General features: G+C 69.9%; 19 protein-coding genes. 8 read left to right on the top strand and 11 right to left on the bottom strand.

Features of this window, described 5'->3' with window-relative positions:
• Position 1: 1 nt before the first annotated feature.
• Positions 2 to 1210 (top strand): NAD(P)/FAD-dependent oxidoreductase, encoded by a 1209-nt coding sequence (locus OG246_RS11880; RefSeq protein ID WP_266459820.1) that lies wholly within the window; start codon positions 2 to 4, stop codon positions 1208 to 1210.
• Between the two features lie 169 nt (positions 1211 to 1379).
• Positions 1380 to 2861 (top strand): FAD-dependent oxidoreductase, encoded by a 1482-nt coding sequence (locus OG246_RS11875; protein ID WP_266459817.1) that lies wholly within the window; start codon positions 1380 to 1382, stop codon positions 2859 to 2861.
• 280 nt (positions 2862 to 3141) lie between these two features.
• Here the strand turns inward: OG246_RS11875 and OG246_RS11870 are convergent, their stop codons facing one another.
• Positions 3142 to 4206: an LLM class flavin-dependent oxidoreductase gene (locus tag OG246_RS11870; RefSeq protein WP_266459814.1), complete on the bottom strand. Its 1065-nt coding sequence runs from the start codon at positions 4204 to 4206 to the stop codon at positions 3142 to 3144.
• Positions 4207 to 4252: 46 nt separating this feature from the next.
• Positions 4253 to 4708, bottom strand: coding sequence for a MarR family winged helix-turn-helix transcriptional regulator (locus tag OG246_RS11865; RefSeq protein ID WP_266459811.1), 456 nt, complete (start codon positions 4706 to 4708; stop codon positions 4253 to 4255).
• A gap of 95 nt (positions 4709 to 4803) precedes the next feature.
• Here OG246_RS11865 and OG246_RS11860 point away from each other — a divergent pair, with 95 nt between their 5' ends.
• Positions 4804 to 5364 carry an NADPH-dependent FMN reductase gene (locus OG246_RS11860; protein WP_266459808.1) on the top strand — a complete coding sequence of 187 codons (561 nt, stop codon included), beginning with the start codon at positions 4804 to 4806 and terminating at the stop codon, positions 5362 to 5364.
• A 409-nt stretch (positions 5365 to 5773) separates the two neighbouring features.
• Here OG246_RS11860 and OG246_RS11855 read toward each other — a convergent pair whose 3' ends face one another.
• Both OG246_RS11855 and OG246_RS11850 read right to left on the bottom strand, forming a co-directional pair.
• Entirely contained in the window at positions 5774 to 6343 is a 570-nt protein-coding gene (locus tag OG246_RS11855) for an ester cyclase (RefSeq protein ID WP_266459805.1), read from the bottom strand.
• A gap of 124 nt (positions 6344 to 6467) precedes the next feature.
• Positions 6468 to 6986 (bottom strand): cupin domain-containing protein, encoded by a 519-nt coding sequence (locus tag OG246_RS11850; protein ID WP_266459802.1) that lies wholly within the window; start codon positions 6984 to 6986, stop codon positions 6468 to 6470.
• A gap of 580 nt (positions 6987 to 7566) precedes the next feature.
• On the opposite strand from OG246_RS11850, the gene OG246_RS11845 reads away from it, so the two are divergent.
• The 3 genes from OG246_RS11845 (at position 7567) to OG246_RS11835 (ending at position 11481) form a co-directional block, all read left to right on the top strand.
• On the top strand, positions 7567 to 9792 hold the full coding sequence (locus OG246_RS11845; protein WP_266459799.1) for an acetate--CoA ligase family protein: 2226 nt from the start codon (positions 7567 to 7569) through the stop codon (positions 9790 to 9792).
• A gap of 148 nt (positions 9793 to 9940) precedes the next feature.
• Positions 9941 to 10765 (top strand): enoyl-CoA hydratase/isomerase family protein, encoded by an 825-nt coding sequence (locus OG246_RS11840; protein WP_266459796.1) that lies wholly within the window; start codon positions 9941 to 9943, stop codon positions 10763 to 10765.
• 86 nt (positions 10766 to 10851) lie between these two features.
• The gene (locus OG246_RS11835; protein ID WP_266459793.1) at positions 10852 to 11481 is read left to right on the top strand and encodes a flavin reductase family protein; all 630 of its coding nucleotides are present in this window, start codon (positions 10852 to 10854) and stop codon (positions 11479 to 11481) included.
• Positions 11482 to 11515: 34 nt separating this feature from the next.
• Here OG246_RS11835 and OG246_RS11830 read toward each other — a convergent pair whose 3' ends face one another.
• Positions 11516 to 12826: an MFS transporter gene (locus tag OG246_RS11830; RefSeq protein WP_266459791.1), complete on the bottom strand. Its 1311-nt coding sequence runs from the start codon at positions 12824 to 12826 to the stop codon at positions 11516 to 11518.
• A 70-nt stretch (positions 12827 to 12896) separates the two neighbouring features.
• On the opposite strand from OG246_RS11830, the gene OG246_RS11825 reads away from it, so the two are divergent.
• Entirely contained in the window at positions 12897 to 14009 is a 1113-nt protein-coding gene (locus tag OG246_RS11825) for a GlxA family transcriptional regulator (protein WP_266459788.1), read from the top strand.
• 17 nt (positions 14010 to 14026) lie between these two features.
• On the opposite strand, the gene OG246_RS11820 is transcribed toward OG246_RS11825, so the two are convergent.
• From OG246_RS11820 to OG246_RS11810, 3 genes are all read right to left on the bottom strand, one after another.
• Positions 14027 to 15076, bottom strand: a complete 1050-nt coding sequence (locus tag OG246_RS11820; RefSeq protein ID WP_266464126.1) for a Zn-dependent alcohol dehydrogenase — start codon at positions 15074 to 15076, stop codon at positions 14027 to 14029.
• Between the two features lie 24 nt (positions 15077 to 15100).
• Complete coding sequence (locus OG246_RS11815) at positions 15101 to 16279, bottom strand: acyl-CoA dehydrogenase family protein (protein WP_266459785.1); 1179 nt, start codon at positions 16277 to 16279, stop codon at positions 15101 to 15103.
• Positions 16280 to 16534: 255 nt separating this feature from the next.
• On the bottom strand, positions 16535 to 17446 hold the full coding sequence (locus OG246_RS11810; protein ID WP_266459783.1) for an SDR family oxidoreductase: 912 nt from the start codon (positions 17444 to 17446) through the stop codon (positions 16535 to 16537).
• 96 nt (positions 17447 to 17542) lie between these two features.
• Here OG246_RS11810 and OG246_RS11805 point away from each other — a divergent pair, with 96 nt between their 5' ends.
• The gene (locus OG246_RS11805; protein ID WP_266459780.1) at positions 17543 to 18469 is read left to right on the top strand and encodes a cyclase family protein; all 927 of its coding nucleotides are present in this window, start codon (positions 17543 to 17545) and stop codon (positions 18467 to 18469) included.
• 404 nt (positions 18470 to 18873) lie between these two features.
• Here OG246_RS11805 and OG246_RS11800 read toward each other — a convergent pair whose 3' ends face one another.
• The 3 genes from OG246_RS11800 to OG246_RS11790 all read right to left on the bottom strand — a co-directional run bounded on the left by OG246_RS11800 (position 18874) and on the right by OG246_RS11790 (position 21892).
• Complete coding sequence (locus OG246_RS11800) at positions 18874 to 19335, bottom strand: ATP-binding protein (protein WP_266459777.1); 462 nt, start codon at positions 19333 to 19335, stop codon at positions 18874 to 18876.
• A 477-nt stretch (positions 19336 to 19812) separates the two neighbouring features.
• Positions 19813 to 20727 (bottom strand): acyl-CoA dehydrogenase family protein, encoded by a 915-nt coding sequence (locus OG246_RS11795; protein WP_266459774.1) that lies wholly within the window; start codon positions 20725 to 20727, stop codon positions 19813 to 19815.
• A 10-nt stretch (positions 20728 to 20737) separates the two neighbouring features.
• On the bottom strand, positions 20738 to 21892 hold the full coding sequence (locus OG246_RS11790; RefSeq protein WP_266459771.1) for an acyl-CoA dehydrogenase family protein: 1155 nt from the start codon (positions 21890 to 21892) through the stop codon (positions 20738 to 20740).
• Between the last annotated feature and the right edge of the window lie 66 nt (positions 21893 to 21958).

The raw sequence follows: 21958 nt of genomic DNA, 5'->3' as shown, positions 1-21958 counted from the left end.
CATGGCCGACTCCACTGCTTCCTCGACGCCCCACCCGGTGCCGTCCCACGAAGACCGCCCCGTGTACGTCATCGGCGGCGGCCCCGGCGGACTCGCCGCGGCGTACGCGCTGCGCGCGCAGGGCGTACGCGCCGTCGTGCTGGAGAAGTCCGAGCGCGTCGGGGCATCCTGGCGGCGCCACTACGACCGGCTGCACCTGCACACCACCCGGCGGCTGTCCTCGCTGCCGGGGCTGACGATGCCGCGCGCGTTCGGGCGGTGGGTGTCGCGGGACAACGTGGTGCGCTACCTCGAGAAGTACGCCGAGTTCCACCAGCTGGAGATCGTGACGGGCGTCGAGGTCTCGCGCATCGAACCCGCCCCGGGCGGCGACGGCTGGCTGCTGCACGCCACCGGCGGACGCGAGCTGACGGGCAGCGCGGTGGTCGTCGCCACCGGCTACAACCACACGCCCCACATCCCCGACTGGCCCGGCCGCGACAGCTACACCGGCGAGCTCCTGCACGCCGGCGACTACCGCAACCCCGCCCCCTACACCGGCCGCGACGTCCTCGTCGTCGGCATCGGCAACACGGGCGCCGAGATCGCCGTGGACCTGATCGAGGGCGGCGCCTCCCGCGTGCGGCTGTCCGTCCGCACCGCGCCGCACATCGTGCGCCGCTCGACGGCAGGGTGGGCCGCCCAGTTCACGGGCATCGCCGTACGGCGGCTGCCGGTCGGCCTCGTCGACCGCCTCGCCGGACCGATGGCCAAGCTCAGCGTCCCGGACCTGTCCGAGAAGGGGCTCCCCCGCCCCGACACCGGCCTCTACTCACGCGTCAACGAGGGCTCCATCCCCGTCCAGGACGTCGGCCTCATCGACGCCGTCCGCAAGGGCCGGGTCGAGATCGTGGCCGCGGTGGACGGCTTCGAGGACGGCAAGGTCGCCCTCGCCGACGGGGACCGGATCGGACCGGACGTGGTGATCGCCGCAACCGGTTACCAGCGCGCACTGGAGGGCCTCGTCGGCCACCTCGGCGTACTCGACGAGCGCGGCCGCCCGGTCGTCCACGGCGCCCGCACCCCGAGGAACGCACCAGGCCTCTATTTCAGCGGTTACACCAACCCCATCTCCGGGATGTTCCGCGAAATGTCGATCGACGCGGAGAAGATCGCGAAGGCCGTCGCCCGCCATGCCCCGACCCGGAAACCGTCCTCGTCCGCACGCTGACCCGATCACCTCCCTGACGTAGGGACTCTCAACTTCCTGATGTACCAGGGGTGTTACTGGTGCGTCAGATGGGGCGAGAGTGCTGTACCGATCCAGCCACGGGGGCCAGAATGCGAGCCCTGCTCACTTTCCAGCTCCATCCACCTCGCGCATTCGACGGAGGATGAACGTGGCCCGTGAAAGACAGCTCTCCCGGCGCTCCCTGCTCGGCGGTGCCGCCGCGACCGGCGTCGCCCTCACCGGCGCGGCCGCCGGCACCGCGTCCGCCGCCACCCGCGAAGCCGACGTCGCCGTCGTCGGCGGCGGGCTCGCCGGACTCACCGCCGCCCGCGACCTGGTGGCGGCGGGCAAGACGGTCGTCGTCCTGGAGGCCCGTGACCGCGTCGGCGGCCGGGTCGTCAACCTGAAACTGGCGAACGGCGGTGTCACCGAGGGCGGCGGCGAGTTCATCGGCCCCACCCAGGACCGCATCAAGGCCCTCGCCGACGACCTGGGCGTGGCGACCTTCGCCACGTACAACACCGGCAAGAACGTGCTCTACAAGGACGGCAAGCGCACCCCGTACGCCACCGACGGCCTCCTCGGCTCGGTCCCGCCCGTCGACCTGGCCGGGCTCGCCAACGCCGCGGCCCTGCAGGCCATGCTCGACGACATGGCCACGAAGGTGCCCGTCGACGCACCCTGGACCGCCGAGAAGGCCGTCGAGTGGGACCAGCAGACCTTCGAGACCTGGCTGAAGGCCAACGCCATCATCCCCTCGGCCAAGTTCCTCCTGGACGTCGCCTGCACCTCCCTCTTCTCCGCCAAACCCCGCGAACTCTCCCTCCTCTACGTCCTCTTCTACATCGCCTCCGCGGGCAACGCCTCGAACCCCGGCACCCTGGAACGCCTCACCGAGACCGCGAACGGCGCCCAGGAGACCCGCTTCGTCGGCGGCTCGCACCAGGTCCCGGTGAAGCTCGCCGCCACCCTCGGGGACCGTGTGGTCCTGAACGCGCCCGTCCGCTCCATCACCCTCTCCGGCGGCCGGTACACGGTGACGGCGGACGGAGTGACCGTCAGCGCCCGCCGCGTCGTCGTTGCCCTGCCGCCGCCGCTGGCCTCGCGCATCTCGTACGATCCGCTGCTGCCCGCCGACCGTGACCAGCTCAGCCAGCGGATGCCGATGGGGTCGGTCGGCAAGGCCGTCGCCGTGTACGACACCCCGTTCTGGCGCGCCGACGGCCTCAACGGCCAGGTCGTCAGCGACACCGGCGCGGTCCGCTCCACCTTCGACAACTCACCGCAGGACGCCTCCTACGGCGCCCTGATGGGCTTCATCGAGGCGGACGAGATGCGCGCGTTCGACTCGGTCCCGGCCGACGAGGTCAAGGCGGCCGTACTGAAGGACTACGTCACCTACTTCGGCGACAAGGCCAAGTCCCCCAACTCCTTCGTACTCCAGCGCTGGGACAACGAGGGCTTCTCCCGCGGCGGCCCGGTCGCCTACGCCCCGCCCGGCGTCCTCACCCAGTACGGCCCCGCCCTCCGCCGCCCCACCGGCGGCATCCACTGGGCCGGCACCGAGACCTCCACCTACTGGAACGGCTACATGGACGGCGCCGTCCGCTCCGGCGAGCGGGTGGCGAAGGAGATCCTGGCGGTGCTCTGACGGGCACTTCGGACCGCCTCGGATACTCATGAGCGTCTGCTCATGAGTGTCTGCTCATGAGTGTCTCTCTGCCAGTGAAGCGGCGAACCACGTGGTACCCGCCGAGCAGTCTGCGCCCGGCGGGCACCACGTCCGCGACCGGTCAGGACACGGTGCGCTCGGCGAGGACGCGTCCGGACAGGTTGTGTACCAGTCCATCCGCGGCGTGCGGGGTGCGGACCGCGCCGACTATGTGGAACTCGGGGCAGACCGCGCCGCAGGGCCAATGAACGCCGAGGCGTCAGGAGCCCATCATCTCGTGCACCAGAGGTGCCACCTGGGTGCCGTACAGCTCGATGTTGGTCATGAGCGCGTCGTGCCGCATTCCGTTCATGCCGTACTTCAGGTCGAAGCGCGTAGCGCCGAGTTCCTTGAGCGTCGCCGCGATCTTGCGGGCCACGGTTTCGGGGGATCCGACATGCAGCGCACCGCCGGGGCCCACGTCGCGCAGGAGGCTCTCGCGGGTGGGAGTGCGGAAACCGCGCTGCGCGGCCACGCTACGGATCACGGCTTCGAAGGCGGGCAGGAATTCCTCCTGCGCCTGCTCGTCCGTGGCCGCGACATGGCCGGGCGCATGAATGCCGACGGGCCGCCGGGGCTGTCCGAACTTCTCCAACGCCTGCTGGAACAACTGGGAGAACGGCGCGAACCGGCCCGTGTCGCCCCCGATGATCGCGAGCATCAGCGAGAACCCGTACCGGGCTGTTCGGACGACCGACTGGGGGCTGCCGCCGACGCCGACCCAGGTCGGGATCGCTCCCGACTCGCTGCGCGGGTAGATGGCGAGGCCGTCGAGCGACGCGCGGGTCTTGCCCGACCAGGTGACCGGCTTCTCCCGCAGCAACTCGGCAAAGAGGCCGAGCTTCTCCTCGAACAGCTCCTCGTAGTCGTTCAGGTCATAGCCGAAGATCGGGAAGGACTCGGTGCTCGATCCCCTGCCGAGGATCACCTCGGCGCGACCGCCGGAGACGCCGTCGAGGGTGGCGTAGCGCTGGAAGACCCGGACGGGGTCGTCGGAGCTGATCACCGTGACCGCCGAGCCCAGGCGGATACGTGATGTGCGTGCCGCGACGGCCGCGAGCACGATGTCGGCGGCCGACAGCGGCATGGACTCCGTGTGGTGCTCGCCGATGGCGAAGTGGTCCAGGCCGACCTGGTCGGCGAGGACACCTTCCTCGACCAGACCGCGAATGGTCTGGCCGTGCGTGAGGGGTGCGCCGTCGGCGTCGTTCGTCACGTCACCGAACGTGTCAAGGCCGAGCGTGATGTCTCCGTCACCGGTTCGGTCGATCGAGTGGTCGGTCATCGTCGTGCTCCTCGGGTTCTCGCACCGGCGCGCATCACCAGGCGGGTCAGGTCGCGAAGTGCCGCAGTGCGCTGATGAGTTGGGTCAGATCGGCGCCCTCGACGTGGTCGAGGATGTGGCGCCGGACGCTGGCCAGGTGGGCGGGCCATGCCTGTTCCAGCCGGGCGAGGCCCGCATCCGTGAGGACGGCGTTCCACCCTCGGGCGTCCTCGGCGCACCTGACCCGTTCGACCAGCCCCTGCTTCTCCAAGCGGGTGACGATGCGGGTCATCCCGCTCAGCGAGAGGGTGCCGGTGGCGGCGAGCTCGCTCATGCGCATCAGCCGGTGCGGGGCCTCGGACAGAAACATCAGTGTCGTGTACTCGGAGAGTTGCATGTGCTGCTCTCGCATCATGTCGGCGTCGACCACGCGAGGAAGGGCGATCATCACCCGGCTGAGCTCGCGCACGAGGGCTTCCTCGTCCGTACTCATGGGTTGCAGTGGCTGCTCGGAGGTCGGCATGCGCCCCATCTTACTTGTTTGACGAATCAAGGGCTATGTGATTACTTGACGGAACAAGCATATTCACGGATGGATCAATGGGAAGGCGTAGCGCTATGACCAAGATCGGGATCATCCTCGGCAGCACCCGCCCCGGACGCAACGGGGCGGCCGTCGCCCAGTGGGTGCACGAGGTCGCCGCACAGCGCACCGACGCGGAGTTCGAGCTCGTCGACCTGCTCGACTACAAGCTCCCCCACCTCGACGAGGCGTACCCGCCGTCGCTGGGCCAGTACACGCAGCCGCACACCCTGAGCTGGGCCAAGAAGATCGCCTCGTTCGACGGCTACGTCATGGTGACGCCGGAGTACAACCACTCCACCTCCGGTGCGCTGAAGAACGCCATCGACTTCCTCTACGCGGAGTGGAACAACAAGGCCGTCGGGTTCGTCAGCTACGGCTCGGCCGGCGGCACCCGCGCCGTGGAGCACCTGCGCCTGATAGCCGGCGAACTCCAGATGGCCGACGTGCGCGCCCAGGTCGCCCTGTCCCTGTTCACCGACTTCGAGAACTTCAGCGTGTTCAAGCCCACCGACTTCCAGCGCAACTCACTCACCACCACGCTGGACCAGGTCGTGGCATGGAGTCAGGCGTTGGCCCCGCTGCGCGCCGGCTGAGCTCACACCCTGTGAGGTGAGGGCGAGGTCCCGCTGGATGTCGGTCGGCGTCCGAGCCTTGAGAGCCTGTGCCACATCCCCGGCCGGATCAGTGCACGTCGTCTGGTGCGTGCGATCGCAAGGCGCCGGAAGGTCCTCGTAGCGGAGCTACTAGGGCCTTTCGGCAACGCGGCGAGCGTGCGTGCCAGGCGGCGGGCGCCCGGCCGGGGATGTGACACAGGCTCTGAGGGCCACTGTTTCCGAATTCCCTTGCCCCCGTTGGCCTTTGACCGCGGTGTCGGCCGGTCGCCACGTTCACGACCAGCATCGACCGGCCGGGCACGACGCCGGAGACCGGGCGCCGCAAGGACGTCTGCGACCCGGCGATCTGCGGGCTGAGGGGAATCGCCGGTTCGACGAGATCGGCCAGTCAGATCTGGTTTCCCCGCAGCAGGGCGGCCGCTTCGGCCGCCTGTGCCGTGACGTGAGCGGCCGCGCGAGCGGCTCGTCCGGACACCCGCCAGGCGAGCATGCTCAGCGCGGTGGCCGGTGCTGGAGGAAAGATGCCGAGCTGGCCCAGCATGGTCATGTCGTCGCGCACCGCTTCATGTCGGACCACCCTGCCGTCGCGGATGTCGAGAACGTGAATCTGCTCGAAGTCGATTTCGCGCCGCGTGGGGGGTATGGCCTGGTCGAGGGCGCCGTCGCGGAAGCGGACGAACGGGCCGGTGTGGTGGCCCTGCATACGCAGCCGCACCCAGACCTGGTCGTCGTTGCCGGTCATACCGACGACGGGGAAGCGCAGGTCACTGAAGGCCGACCGCATCCACGCACCCGAGGCGAGAACCCCCGCAGGCCCGGGAAGTGAACAGGCCGGGGGCGACACGGCCGCTTCGCGGTTGTGGAAGTCGTCGCCCACCACGTCGGCGGCCAGCGCCGGATCACCCGCCACGAGGATCTGGAAAAGTCCCTCGGCCAGACCCCTGGCATCTATTCCCATTGCGTTCATTCCTCTCGCGACTGGAGAATCTGTTTCGCTCGACGATCACACGCGGCAAAGCTGTGGACAGAGCGCCAGGACACATCCGTGATCGCCACAACTTTGAAATCGCACTCGCCGGGGTTCAGTCGGCTTCAGGGAGAATAACGACACCGGATTCCTCGTTGAACTTCAGAATCTCCGGAGTGGCGAAACGCTCCAGCGTCCAGCGGATCGGTGACTGACCGGGCTGTGCTTCGTCGCCGTACATGAATACGCGTTCCTCGCCGGGCGGAGTGAACATAAACAAAATCCTGGCAGCGTGCACGCCGGTATTCTTGAACCGATGCCGCGTTCCTCGCGGGACGAAAACGAAGTCGCCCGTGCCGGCCGTGAACGTTCGTTCACCGTCCAGGATCTCCACTTCTCCGTTGAGGACGTAGAACGCCTCGTCAGTCTTGGTGTGCACATGAGCGACCGGTCCATTGCCCGGGGGAACCGTGGCTTCCACGAGTCCGAGTGAACCATTCGTGGTCTCACTTGACGCCTTGATCGTGTACGTATCCCCGGAGAACCATTTACTCGGCCCCTCTCCCGCGGGGACGTACAGAGCTCCACTCTTCAGATAATTCGGATCCTGGTCGTCATGAAACGGCAGACTCATCTCAATAGCCTTTCAATCGTGGAGCCCGTGAGAGCGGAAGCCCCGACTCGTACCGTCAGGAAACCCCGCACCGGTCGCCGGGAACAGCGCCGAGAGTGGCGTAACACCGGAAGACGCGGACGGGAACATCGGGGTTGGTCATCGTCACCACCGAACGGAGGCGGCTGCGCAACCTGCGCGACGCGACGGCTGCGAGCGGGCGGTGCGGGCATCGGCCCTAATCGGTGAGGGCCTAATCAGTGCGGACATAGGTTGCAGCGGGCTGCTCGGCGCTGGGCACAGGCATCACCATACTTACTTGACGCGTCAAGCGCTATGCTTGACGGGACAAATATCTCCCCTTGCGTCATCGGAAGGTTTGCCACACGACGGAGGGGTCAGGTCATGACTCACGCGGGTACACCTGAGACTGCGGGGGGGCGCCGGGCGCCTTTGCCGAGGACCTGGCGCCAGCGCCGAGAACCCACAACCAAGCGTCCTCCACACGTCTTTGCGTGCACAACGGTTCCTGACACGGCGTCAGTTAAGTAATCTGACAGTGCGTCAGTTAATTGGCTGTCACACAGGAGCGGGCGGACCGATGCTTGGATCAACCCACGGCACCCTCACCACCGACTCCCGCCGGGCCCGGGTCATCGCCTGCGGCGAGCAACCCTCACCCGTCGTGCACGGCCGGCCGGCCGAGGTCCACGACCTGGACGTCAGCGGCCGTCCGCTCTACGCGGGCGTACCCGATCTGGACCGTTTCTTCCGTCCCGAGTCCGTGGCCGTGATCGGCGCCTCGGACGCCGAGGGGCGGCCGAACACCGGCATCACGCGACAGCTGATCGCCTGGGCCGAGCGGGTCGGCGCGCGACTGCACCCGGTGCACCCCACCCGTCAGTCCGTCTTCGGCATCCCGTGTCTCCCTTCCATCTCGGACCTGCCCGAACAGGTCGACCTGGCCGTGCTTCTGGTCGGCGACCCTCTTCCCGTGATCGAGAAGCTGGCCGAGGCCAAGGTGAAGTTCGCGGTCGCCTTCGCCTCCGGGTTCGCCGAGACCGGAGCCGAGGGCGCCCTCGCACAGGCCCGGCTCGCCACCGCCGTCGCCGGCTCGGGGCTGCGGCTGCTCGGGCCCAACACCAACCTCAACGCCTTCGAGAAGTTCCGGGACGACCTCGACGGTCCGGCGATCGCGCTCATCACACAGTCCGGGCACCAGGGCCGCCCTGTGTTCGCGATGCAGGAACTGGGCGTGCGGCTCTCCCACTGGGCGCCCACCGGCAACGAGGCCGACCTGGAGACCGCCGACTTCATCTCCTACTTCTCCGAGCGGCCCGAGGTCGGTGCCATCGCCTGCTACGTCGAGGGCTTGAAGGACGGCCGCTCCTTTCTGCTCGCCGCCGACCGCGCCGCCCGGCGCGGCGTACCCGTCGTCGCGGTCAAGGTCGGCCGCACCGAGACCGGCGCCCGCACGGCCGCCTCACACACCGGCAAGCTGACCGGCGCCGACACGGTGGTGGACGCGGCGATGCGGCAGTTCGGCGTGATCCGCGTCGACGGGCTCGACGAACTCCAGGACACCGCGGCCCTGTTGGCCCGCGCCCGCGCCCCGCAGGCCGACGGCGTCGTCGTGTATTCGATCTCGGGCGGCACGGGTGCGCACTTCGCGGACCTGGCGAGCGGGGCCGGACTCTCCCTGCCCACGCTGTCGGCCGACAAGCAGGCCGAGCTGCACGAGTGGATACCCGAGTACCTGAACGTCGCCAACCCCGTCGACAACGGCGGCCACCCGGTGGGCGACTGGCGCGGCCGCAAAATCATCGACGCGATCCTCGCCGACCCGTCCGTCGGCGTGCTGATCTGCCCCATCACCGGGCCCTTCCCGCCGATGAGCGACAAACTGGCACAGGACCTGGTGGACGCGGCGGAGCAGACGGACAAGCTGGTCTGCGTGGTGTGGGGGTCGCCCGTCGGCACGGAGGCCGCCTACCGCGAGACGCTGCTCGGGTCGTCCCGGGTCGCCACCTTCCGTACCTTCGCCAACTGCATCACCGCCGTACGCGCCTATCTGGACCACCACCGGTTCGCCGCCTCGTACCGCTCCCCCTTCGACGAGGCGCCCCGTACCCCCTCGCCCTCCTTCCGCAAGGCGCAGGCGCTGATGCGGCCCGGGCAGCAGCTGAGCGAGCACGCGGCGAAGCAGCTGCTGCGGGCGTACGGGATCCGGGTGCCGCGCGAGCAGTTGGTGACCAGCGCGGCGGCCGCCGTGCGCGCGGCGAGCCTGATCGGCTACCCCCTCGTGATGAAGGCCTCCGGCGCGCAGATCGCCCACAAGACCGAACTCGGCCTGGTGAAGCTGCCCCTGACCTCCGCCAGCCAGGTCCGCGACGCCTATCGCGAGCTGACCGACATCGCGCGCTACGAGGGGATCTCGCTCGACGGGGTGCTCGTGTGCCAGATGGTCGAACGGGGCGTCGAGATGGTCGTCGGCGTCACGCACGACGAGCTCTTCGGACCGACCGTGACCGTCGGCCTCGGCGGCGTCCTCGTCGAGGTGCTCCGGGACACGGCCGTCCGCGTGCCGCCCTTCGGTGACGACCAGGCCCGCGCCATGCTCGCGGAGCTGCGCGGGCGGGCGCTTCTCGACGGGGTCCGCGGGGCTCCGCCCGTCGATATCGACGCGCTGGTGGAGGTCGTCATCCGCGTCCAGCGCATGGCGCTCGAACTCGGGGACGACATCTCGGAGCTGGACATCAATCCGCTGATGGTGCTGCCGCGGGGGCAGGGGGCGGTGGCGTTGGACGCGCTGGTGATGTGCCGCTGAGCGGCCTCGCCTCCCGCTCCGGAGGCCCACGGCTCCTCGTACGGAAACCGTTGTTCCTCGCAGGAGAGCCACTGCTCCTCGTACGAAAAAGCCCAGCACTCCTCGTACGAAAGGGCCCACCACTCCTCGTACGAAACGGAGTACCCCCATGTCCGACTCTCCCCATGTATCTCCCGAAAAGTCCCTCGACTCATTGATACTTCACGCCACTGACAACGCGGTCGCCCGGATCACCCTCAACCGGCCCGAGGCGATGAACGCCCTCACCTGGGACCAGCGGGAACGCATGATCGCGCTGCTCGCGGAGGCCTCCGCCGACCCGGACGTACGGGCCGTCGTGATCACGGGGACGGGCCGCGGCTTCTGTGCGGGCGCGGATCTGCGCGGGGGCCCGCCGGCCGGAGAAAGGGTGCCCGGCGACGTCGCCCGTACGATCCGGCTCGGCGCCCAGCGGCTCGTCTCCGCCGTCCTCGACTGCGAGAAGCCGGTGATCGCGGCGGTGAACGGCACGGCGGCCGGGATCGGCGCGCACCTCGCGTTCGCGTGCGACCTCGTACTCGCGGCGGATTCGGCCAAGTTCATCGAGGTGTTCGTACGCCGGGGCCTGGTCCCGGACGGCGGCGGCGCGTACCTCCTCCCCCGGCTGATCGGCCCGCAGCGCGCCAAGGAGCTGATGTTCTTCGGCGACGCGCTGACGGCGGCGGACGCGGAGCGGCTCGGCCTCGTCAACAGGGTTGTGCCGCCTGAGGAGTTGGAGAAGACCGCGCGCGAGTGGGCCGAGCGGCTGGCCACCGGGCCGACCCGCGCGCTCGCTCTCACGAAACAGCTGGTCAACGCGTCGCTGGACAGCGACCGCGCGGCCGCCTTCGCCGCGGAGGCGGCGGCGCAGGAGATCAACATGACGACGGCGGACGCGAACGAGGGGGTCGCGAGTTTCGTGGAGCGGCGGGACCCGAAGTACCGGGGGCGTTGAGGTACGGAGGGCACCGGCACAGGTTCCGACCAAAACGGCTGGCGGCATTCACTTCTGACTATCCGTCAGCTTCAATGGGTGCTGTGATGGGACACGCAGGGATGGCGGCCACCGCCGTCCGATACCTCAGGTCGGTCGGCGCATCCACGGTCGCGGAGCCGGTCGAAGCGCTGCCGCGCCCGGAGCTGCGGGCCGTCGGCGACGACGAACGGGCACCTGTCGACCAGGCCGAATTCCGCCGCGTACTGGGGAACTTCGCGACCGGAGTGACCGTCGTGACGGCACCGGCCGGCGACGCCGCTCCCGGCGAGGGCGGGGGCTCGGGAACCGGCCCCGCCGGCTTCGCCTGCCAGTCCTTCTCCTCCCTCTCGCTCGACCCTCCGCTGGTCTGCTTCATGGTCGGCCGTACGTCGTCGACATGGCCGCGGATCGCTCGCGCGGGCGTCTTCTGCGTCAACGTCCTGGGGGCGCACCAGGGCGAGTTGTGCCGTGGCTTCGCGGTGCGCGGCGGGGACAAGTTCGCCGGGGTCGTGTACGACGCGACGCCCGTCACCGGCTCCCCCCGCCTCGCGGACGCCACGGCCTGGATCGACTGCACGATCCACGCGGTGCACACGGGCGGGGACCACCTGATCGTGGTGGGGCGGGTGGAGGCGCTCGGCACGGGCGACGACGAGGCGGACCCGCTGCTGTTCCACAGGGGCAGGTTCATCTGAGGCTGAGGCTGAGGCCGAGGACGCCGGTGCGCCGTCAGGCCGCCAGCAGGGGCGTCCGTACGGGCCGCCTGCGCCGGATCACCAGCGCCATCAGCGCCGCCGCCGCGCACAGCGCCCCCGACGCGTACCAGACCACGTTGTACGAGCCGAACGTGTCCCGGGCGACGCCGCCGAGGAAGGCGACGAGGGCGGCGCCGATCTGGTGCGAGGCGAGGACCCAGCCGAAGACGATGGCGCTGTCCTCGCCGTACTGCTCGCGGCACAGGGCCAGGGTGGGCGGGACCGTGGCGACCCAGTCGAGGCCGTAGAAGACGATGAAGAAGATCATCGGCGGGTGCACGGTCTCGGCAAGCAGCATCGGCAGGAAGAGGAGCGAGATGCCGCGCAGGGCGTAGTACACCGCCAGCAGCCGGCGCGGGTCGAAGCGGTCGGTGAACCAGCCGGAGGCCACCGTTCCGACGACGTCGAAGACCCCGATGACCGCGAGCAGCGAGGCCGCCGCCGTGATCGGCATGCCGTGGTCGTGGGCGGCGGGCACGAAGTGCGTCTGGATCAGGCCGTTCGTGGAGGCGCCGCAGATCGCGAAGGTTCCGGCGAGCAGCCAGAAGGGGCCGGTGCGGACGGCGGAGAGGAGGACCGTCACCGCGCGGCGGGCGGCGCCCGGCACGGGGGCGGGCTTCTCGACAAACTCCGTTGCCCCGTAAGGCTTCTGGCCCACGTCCGCCGGGTGGTCCCGCAGCAGCAGCCATACGAAGGGGACCACCGCGAGGGCCGCGAGGGACACCGTCACGGCGGCCGGCCGCCACTCGTGCCTCGTCACGATCCACGACAGCAGCGGCAGGAAGATCAGCTGACCGGAGGCCGAGGCCGCCGTGAGGATGCCCGTCACCAGGCCGCGCTTCTCCGTGAACCAGCGGTTCGTGACCGTCGCCGCGAAGGCGAGCGCCATCGAACCGGACCCGAGCCCGACCAGCAGCCCCCAGCACAACAGCAACTGCCAGACCGCCGTCATCCACACCGTCAGTCCCGACCCGAGCGCGATGACGACCAGGGCGACCGCGACGACCCGCCGTATCCCGAAGCGGTCCATCAGCGCGGCGGCGAACGGCGCCGTCAGCCCGTACAGCGCGAGGTTGATCGACACCGCCAAGCCGATCGTGCCGCGCGACCAGTGGAACTCCTGGTGCAGCGGGTCGATCAGCAGCCCCGGCAGCGACCGGAAGGCCGCCGCGCCGATGATCGTCACGAAGGTGACGGCGGCGACGAACCACGCACGGTGGATGCGGTGCCGTCTGCTGGTACGGGGCTTCTGAGCGGCCTCTGCGGCTTCGGTCGTCTGGGTCACGTCTAGAGCTTCGGGCCTGCGATCTCCGCGAACGAGTGGCCCGAAGGACATCATTCGCTAGGATCGGGCCATGGCCGACCAGCAGGCACCTCCGCAGCAGACGTCCGCGCACGAGACACCCCCGCACCAGACATCTGAGCCGCAGGCATCCGAGCCGCAGGCCTGCTCCAGGCACCGAGTCGTCGTCCTCGCCCTCGACGGCCTGCTGCCCTTCGAGCTCGGCATCCCGCAGCGCATCTTCGGCAAGGCGCGCGACGCGGACGGCAGGAACCTGTACGACATCGTCACCTGCTCGATCCGCCCGCCCGGCCTCGTCGAGACGGACGCCGACTTCGCCGTCCTCGTCCCGAACGGCCCCGAGGCACTGGCCACCGCCGACACCGTCGTGATCCCCGCCTCGTACGAGCTCGGCCCCGTCCACGACGAAGGCGTTCTCACCCCCGAACTGGCCGCCGCCCTCGCCCACATCCGCCCCGGCACCCGCCTCGTCTCCATCTGCACCGGCGGATACGTCCTCGCCGCGGCCGGCTATCTCGACGGCCGCCCGGCCACCACGCACTGGATGCACGCGGAGCACTTCCAGGAGCTCTTCCCGAAGGTCAGGGTCGACGCCGACGTCCTCTTCGTCGACGACGGCGACGTCCTCACCTCCGCCGGGGTCGCGGCCGGCATCGACCTGTGCGTCCATCTCGTACGCCGCGACCACGGCGTCGCCGTCGCCAACGACGTGGCCCGCCGCACCGTCGTACCGCCGCACCGCGAAGGCGGCCAGGCGCAGTACATCCAGCGCCCGGTCCCGGAGGCACAGACGGCCACCACCACCGCCGCCCGCGCCTGGGCCCTCGCCCGCCTCGCCGAGCCGCTGCAACTCCGCGACATGGCCGAGCAGGAGTCCATGTCCGTACGCACCTTCACGCGCCGCTTCCGCGAGGAGGTGGGCGTGAGCCCCGGCCAGTGGCTCACCCAGCAACGCGTCGAACGCGCCCGCCACCTACTGGAGTCCAGCACCCTCTCCATCGACCAGGTGGCCCACGAAGCCGGCTTCGGCACACCCCAGTCGATGCGCCAACACCTGCAAACGGCCCTCGGCGTCACCCCCACCGCGTACCGGCGCACCTTCCGCGCCGGAAACACGTCCGGGATCCCGGACGTCCACAACGACCTTCTCCACAGCGGGAGTTAACCCCCGGTGCTGACCCTCTAGAAGGTCAGCACCGCCCGCGCCACCCTCCCCCCCTGCGCATCCGCCACCGCCTTCTCGAAGTCCTCCACCGGATACGTCTCCGTCACCAGCTCGTCCAGCAGCAGGCGGCCCTCCCGGTACAGCTCCGCGTACAGAGCGATGTCGCGTTGCGGGCGGGAGGAACCGTAGCGGCAGCCCAGGATCGACTTGTCCAGGTACATGGAGGAGACGAGGAAGGAGGCCTCGGCGGTCGAGGGGGGTACGCCGAGCAGTACCGCCTGGCCGTGGCGGTCCAGCAGGTCGATGGCCTGCCGGATGAGTTCGACGCGGCCGACGCACTCGAAGGCATGGTTGGCGCCGGTGGGGAGGATGTCCTTGACGGTGTCTGTCGAGGTCAGGAAGTGTGTCGCGCCGAACTGGCGGGCCACCTGCTCCTTCGCCGGGTTGGAGTCGACCGCGACGATCTTCAGGGCGCCGGCGATCCGCGCGCCCTGGATGACGTTGAGGCCGATGCCGCCCGTGCCGATCACCAGGACGGTGTCGCCCCGGTCCACCCGTGCGCGGTTGAGTACGGCCCCCACCCCCGTCAGCACCCCGCAGCCGATCAGCGCGGCCGACGGCAGGGGAATGTCCTCGGGGATGCGGACCGCCTGGACCGCCTTCACCAACGTCCGTTCCGCGAAAGCCGAGTTGGCCGCGAACTGGTACAGCGGCCGCCCTCCCCGCGTGAACGGCTGCTGCGGCATCCCGATCGCCTTGCGGCACATCGTCGGCCGCCCCCGGTCGCACTCGGCGCAGGTCCCGCAGTTGGCGAGCGTGGACAGCGACACATGGTCACCCGGCTGGACATGGGTGACGCCCACACCCACCGCTTCCACGATCCCCGCGCCCTCATGGCCCAGCACCACAGGAACGGGGAAGGGTATGGTCCCGTCCACCACGGACAAGTCGCTGTGGCACAGCCCGGCCGCGGAGATCGCGACCTGCACCTCGCCGGGCCCTGGATCCCGTACCTCCAGATCGTCCACGACCTGGGTCTGCTTACCGTCGAAGATCACGCCCCGCATCAAATCCGGCATCGCTCCGCCTCCCTATCCCCTGGGTTCCTTCGGCAGGCCGAGCACACGCTCGGCGATGATCGTGCGCTGGATCTCGTCCGAGCCGCCGTAGATCGTGTCGGCCCGGCTGAACAGGAACAGGTGCTGGAACGCGTCCAGTTCGTACGGCGACGAGGTCGTCCAGTCCGCCGGTCCCACCGCGGCCGCGACGCCCCGCACCCGCACCGCCAGCTCCCCGAGCCGCTGATGCCACCGCCCCCACAGCAGCTTGGCCACGCTGGGCGCGCCCGGGTCGCCCAAGCCTCCCGGACCGTCTGCTTGGGCCGGACTCCCCAACGTCCGCAGCGCGTTCCACCGCATCGTCCGCAGCTCCGCCCACAGCCGTACAAGGCAATCGCGTACGACGGGATCCTCGACCGCGCCGTTCGCGACGGCCGCCTCCACGACCCGCCTCAACTCCTCCGCGAAGCCGATCTGTTGGGCCAGCGTCGACACGCCCCGCTCATAGCCGAGGAGGCTCATCGCGACGCGCCAGCCGTTGCCCTCGCCGCCCACGACATGCTCGGCACGCGCCACCGCTCCGTCGAAGAAGACCTCGTTGAACTCGCTCGTTCCGGTCAGCTGGCAGATCGGGCGGACCTCGATCCGGCCCGGCTGGTCCATCGGGACGAGGAGGAAGGTCAGGCCGTGGTGGCGGAGCGACTCCGGTTGCGTGCGGGCGAGTACGAAGCACCAGTCGGCCTCGTGGGCGAGAGAGGTCCAGATCTTCTGGCCGGTGACGCGGTAGGAGTCGCCGGGTGCAGCGTCCTTGTCCCGTACGGCAGTTGTCCGTACGGCCGCCAGGTCGGAGCCCGCGCCGGGCTCGCTGTAGCCCTGGCACCAGAGTTCCTCGCCTCGGGCCACGGGAGGGAGGAAGCGGGCCTTCTGTTCGTCCGTTCCGTGGGCGATGAGGGTCGGTGCGAGCAGGTTCTCGCCGATGTGGCCCGAGCGGGGTGGTGCCTTCACGCGGGCGTACTCCTCGGCCCAGACGACCTGTTGGGTCAGGCTCGCGCGCCGGTTGCCGTAGCCGCCCTCGTCCCACCCGAGCCCGATCCAGCCGGCCCGGCCGAGCTCCCGTTCCCACTCCCGACGGTCGCCACCGAGGTGCTCCCGCAACCAGGCTCGCGCCTCCCCCCGGAAGTCCTCGTCCTCCGGACCGAATCCGAACTCCACGGTTTCCGCCTCACGTTGGGTCGGTCCACGTCATGTTTTTTTCGCCCCCTCCGCCCCTGCCCGTCCCGTACCTGGGGGCTGCGCCCCCAGACCCCCGCTTTCGGCCTGGACGGCCTCGTCCTCAAACGCCGGACGGGCTGAGGGGGTTAGCCCCTCCGGCGTTTGAGGAGCGGGGGTTTGGGGGCGGAGCCCCCAAGGGACGGGAATGGGTAGGGGCGGAGGGGGCGAAAAACCCACCCCAGCCCCCACCCACCGTCACTCATTGGGCCGCGCCTTCTCCGCCGCCGCCCGCGCCATCGCCTCCACCCGCTCCAGCAACGGCATCGGATCCACCCCCACACTCCCCGGCAGAAAGTCCGCGATCCGCTCCGGAGTCCAGGAGCCCTCCGCATACGCCGCCCGCAGCTCCCGAGGCTGCGCCCACACCGCGATCTTGGGCCCGGCGATGGTGTACACCTGCCCGGTGATGCGTTCCTGCCGGGCGCGTTCCGACAGCAGGTAGACGACGAGCGCAGCCACGTCCTCCGGCTCGCCGATCTCCGTCAGCTCCATGGGAACGCCCGCGGACATGCGGGTACGGGCGACCGGTGCGACCGCGTTCGCCGTCACCCCGTACTTGTGCAGGCCCAGTGCCGCGCTGCGGACGAGCGAGATGATCCCGCCTTTGGCGGCGCTGTAGTTGGCCTGGGAGACGGACCCCTGGTGGTTGCCGCTGGTGAAGCCGATCAGTGTCCCCGAACCCTGTTTGCGCATCACCGCCGACGCGGCCCGGAAGACGGTGAAGGTGCCCTTCAGGTGGGTCGCGAGGACCGGATCCCACTCCTCCTCGGACATGTTGAAGAGCATCCGCTCGCGCAGGATCCCGGCGACGCACACGACGCCGTCGATACGTCCGTACGACGTCAGTGCCGCGTCGACGACCCGCTGGCCGCCCGCCATCGACGAGATGTCGTCGGCCACCGCGACCGCTTCCCCGCCCGCCGCCTCGATCTCCTTGACCACGGCTTCGGCGATCGAACTCGTCGGCTGGGCGCCCTCGACGGACACCCCGTAGTCGTTGACGACGATGCGCGCTCCCTCGGCCGCCGCGGCCAGCGCGACCGCACGTCCGATGCCCCGCCCCGCCCCCGTGACGGCGATGACCTTGCCTGCCAGGAAGTTCCCCACGCCCGGCCCCTTCCCGCGGTTTCTGACGGTCCGTTAGATTCAACTCGGATTCTACGACCCGTCAGATACCTGGAGACAAGCCCCCGGGGAGGACTCATGTCACTGCCGGCCGAGTTCCATGACATCGCCAAGCGCGTGAACAACTGGGGGCGTTGGGGGGCCGACGACGAGATCGGCACCCTGAATCTCATCACCGACGAGGTCGTGCGCGAGGCCGCCGCCACTGTCCGAACCGGGCGGCGCATCCCCCTCGCCCTCCCGCTCCAGCAGGACGGCGTACAGACCGGCATGATCCCCGGGCGGGTCAATCCCCTGCACGTCATGGTGCAGATCAACCAGGAGCTCTTCGGCCCCGGCACGGTCGCGTGCAGCGACGACGCCGTGACGATGGGACTCCAGGCGGCGACCCACTGGGACGCCCTCACCCATGTCTCGCACTCCGGGAAGCTCTACAACGGCCGCCCGGCCGGCACGATCACCCCGCACGGCGGCGCCGAGTTCAGCGGCATCGACAAGCCGCGGCACCTCGTGTCGCGGGGCGTGCTGCTCGACGTCGCACGCGCACGGGGCAAGGACCGGCTCGACGGCGGGCACGCCGTGACACCCGAAGACCTGGACGCGGCCGAGGAGTTGGCGGGTACGCGGGTACGGGCGGGCGACATCGTGCTCGTACGGACGGGGCAGATCCAGGTGTATCTCGCGGGCGACAAACAGGGATACGGGTATCCGTCACCCGGTCTCTCCGTGCGCACCCCCGAGTGGTTCCACGCACGGGATGTCGCCGCCGTCGCCAACGACACCCTCACCTTCGAGATCTTTCCGCCCGAGATCGAGGACCTCTGGCTGCCCGTGCACGCGCTCGATCTGGTCGAAATGGGGATGTTGCAGGGCCAGAACTGGAATCTCGAAAAGTTGTCCACAGCCTGTGGAGAAGAAGGGCGCTACGCGTTCCTGCTGTCCGCGATGCCCGAGCCGTTCGTCGGCGGCACGGGAACCCCGGTGGCCCCGGTCGCCCTGCTGTGACCGAGCGTCGGCTGGCGGCGCGCCACTGCGCGCCCCGAGCACGGCATCGCGCGCCGCCATCCGGCTCCGGCGTTCCCGCCCCGCTCCCGCTGCCCCGCGGGAGCCGACGCCGAGTCGCGACCCGCACTCGCCGAGGGCTCCCGTCACCGGAACCCTCGGCGTCCCCTCGCGGCGAATCGCTGAACACAAGCGTGATCAAACGGACACGCCACGTCAACACCTGCTCGGAGATTTACCGCTTATGTCCCATTCATGAAGGCGCGCACAGAAGCACAGCCCGGCGCATTCAGCCACATCCGAAGCCACGGAAACAGAGTTCGTGCATAAATGCACGAACCCGTGCCTCAAGGTCAAACGCGTTCAGGCGCCTTCAAACGCCTTCAGACAGCTTCGTACGCGAAGCCTCAGACCGCTTCGTACGCGAAGTCCTCGTACGCCGGATACGCCGCCCCCGGCGTCGCAGTGGGCGAACAGCGGTCCACCTCGCACCAGATGCGCTTGCCGGCACCCTCGGGGCTCCAGCCCCAGCGGTCCGCGAGGCCGTCGACCAGCTCCAGGCCGCGGCCGTTGGTCTCGTCGCCCTCGGCGTGCCGGGGGATCGGCGGCCGGGTGCTGGAGTCGGCCACCTCCAGGCGGACGGTGGTGGCCTCCGCCCCGCCCGGCATGGAGAGCCGCACCACGGCAGGGCAGCCGGTGTGCACCACGGCGTTGGTGACGAGTTCGGAGACGAGCAGGATCAGCGTCTCGGCGAGCGGCTCATCGACCCCTATCCCGGACCCGGCGAGCCGCGAACGCGCCCACCTCCGGGCTCGCCCCACCTCTGCGGGGTCGGGCCGAATCTCCAGCTGCACTTGAAGCACCTGCACCGCTCACACCATCCGAACCGGCGGACACATCGCCTCGCGCCTCACAAGGGCCACGATCGTAGCCATTTTCTGCATGGCCAGAACAAGGATCACGGAACGTGATTCCCTTGCGAAACAGCATGGTTGACGTACAGTCACCCCAACAAGCGCTTCGGGCATATTCCAGCGCGAAGGAGTACGCGTGCGGGATACTGTGCGACGCTCGCCACGGGGAGTCGAACACGCAGGCGCGGGGATCCGCCCTGCCTCGCGAGCGGTGTGCATCGCCGGGTCCGGCGCCGCCTCAGAGGCAACACCGGCATGGCTCAAGCTCGGAACCACTCGCATCCCACACAAGGTACCGGAGCACGGCTCCGACTCCAGGCCGTGACAAGTCACGCCTAGGACACAACCCGATATCAACGCTCCGTAATTCCGGTATGCCACGATCCGCGACATCCGTTTCCGGTGCTTCCCGAACCGTTCCTGCACAGAGCCCTACTGGGCCGTTCCGGCGAGCAGATCGTCCGCCAACGCGTCCTCACTCTGTGTCGCGCCACCCGTACGCTGCGTCCGCACCCACGCCCTCTTGAGATACAGATGGACGTCTGCCTCCCAGGTGAAGCCCATGCCGCCGTGCACCTGGAGGCAGTCCCGCGCACCGCGCACCGCGGCCTCGTCGGCGAGCAGCCGGGCAGCCGCGACGTCCAGCGGGTCGGCGGTCACAGCGGCCGCGTAGACGGCGGCGCGCGCCACTTCCACCCGCACCAGCATCTGCGCGCACAGATGCTTCACCGCCTGGAAGGCCCCGATCGGCTGCCCGAACTGCTCGCGCGTCCGGGCGTGTTGCACCGCCAGCTCACAGACACGGGCGGCGGTACCGAGCTGTTCGGCGGCGGTGAGGAGTGAGGGGAGGAGGGAGGGCAGGAGCGAGGTGCGGAGTACGGCCGCCGGGTCGGGCTCTGTGGAGGCGGGCACCCGGTGCAGCGGGGTCAGCGGGTCCACCGACCTCAGGGGCTCCGCGCCGGCCGCGTCCCCTCGTACGACATCCGCCTCCGCCAGCCACTCCACCAGCTCCCCGTCGACGGCGGCCACCACGGTCTCGCCCGTGGCCGCCCCGTCCACCGTGCCCGCCGCGAGGTGGGTGGCCACCAGCGGTCCGGGCAGCAGCACCCGGCCGGCCTCCTCGAAGGCCAATACGGCCTCCGGGAGGCCGAGTCCGACGCCGCCGTCCGACTCAGGCAGCCGCAGGGCGAAGAAGCCCGCCTCGCCGAGCTCGCGCCACAGGGTCCGGTCGAGCGCCGGCCCGTTGTCCACGGCGGCCCGCAGGCCCTCGCGCCCGAAGCGCGCGGTCAGCAGCTCTCGCACGCCCGCCTTCAACGCCCGCTGGTCGTCGTCGAGTTGAAAGTCCACGGGGAAGACGTCACCGTCCCTTCGGAAGGCCCAGGATCCGTTCGGCCACGATGTTCGACTGGATCTGCGAGGTGCCGGCCGCGATGGTGTACGACAGGGACGAGAGCCGGTCGAGGGTCCACTCCCGGCCCAGGTCGAGGGCCTCGGGGCCGAGCACCTCGGCGGCGGCGTCGTACAACTCCTGCCGCGCGTGCGAGTACCGCAGCTTGAAGACGCTGCCGCCGACGCCGGGTACTCCCCCGGTCCTCTGCGACTCGCTCACGTTCCATTGCGTGAGCCGCCACAGGGCGCGGAACTCGGCGTTCAGCCTGCCGAGGCGGCGGCGCAGCACGTCGTCACCCCAGCGGCCGTTCCCGCGTGCCTCACGGGCGAGTTCGCCGAGCACGCGGCGGCAGGCGACGACCTCTCCGACGAAGGCGGTGCCACGCTCGTACGACAGCGTCACCATGGTCACGCGCCAGCCGTCGTTCTCCGCGCCCACGCGGTTGGCGACCGGCACCCGTACCTCGTCGAGGAAGACCTCCGCGAACTCGGTGGAGCCCGCGAGCGTACGCAGCGGCCGGACCGTGATCCCCGGTGCGTCCATGGGCATCGCCAGCCACGAGATCCCCCGGTGCTTGGGCGCCGAGGGGTCGGTGCGGACCAGCAGCTCGCACCAGTCGGCGACCTCCGCATGGGAGGTCCAGATCTTGGATCCGCTCACCACGTAGTCGTCGCCGTCCCGCCACGCGCGCGTGCGCAGCGCCGCGAGGTCCGAGCCGGCGTCCGGCTCGCTGAACCCCTGGCACCAGACCTCCTCGCCGCGCAGCACGGGCGGCAGCCAGCGCGCCCGCTGCTCGGGGGTCCCCTCCGACGCGATGGTGGGTCCGGCGTGCAGCAGTCCGACGAAATTGGCCCCTACGTAGGGTGCGCCCGCCTTTTCCGTCTCCTCCAGGTAGATGAGGTGCTGTGTGGGGGTGGCACCCCGGCCGCCCGCGTCGAGGGGCCAGTGCAGCCCCGCGTACCCGGCGTCGTACAGCGCCCGCTGCCAGCCGAGGTCGTACGCGCGGCGCCCCGGCCAGTCGTCGGGGGACGGTTTCGGCGGCAGCGAGGGGAGCACCTTGGCCAGCCACTCGTGCAGCCGCGCGCGGAAGTCTTCCTCTTCCTCCGTGTAGGCGAGATCCATAACCCCGTCCGCTACTGGGAATCTGATGGGTCGTCAGAATGCAGGCTAGCCCCGCACCTATGGACC

This window comes from Streptomyces sp. NBC_00620, assembly GCF_026341825.1.
Classification (GTDB): Bacteria; Actinomycetota; Actinomycetes; order Streptomycetales; family Streptomycetaceae; genus Streptomyces.
Note: the sequence above shows the minus strand (reverse complement) of the source record. Positions and strands in the feature narration are given on the sequence as shown.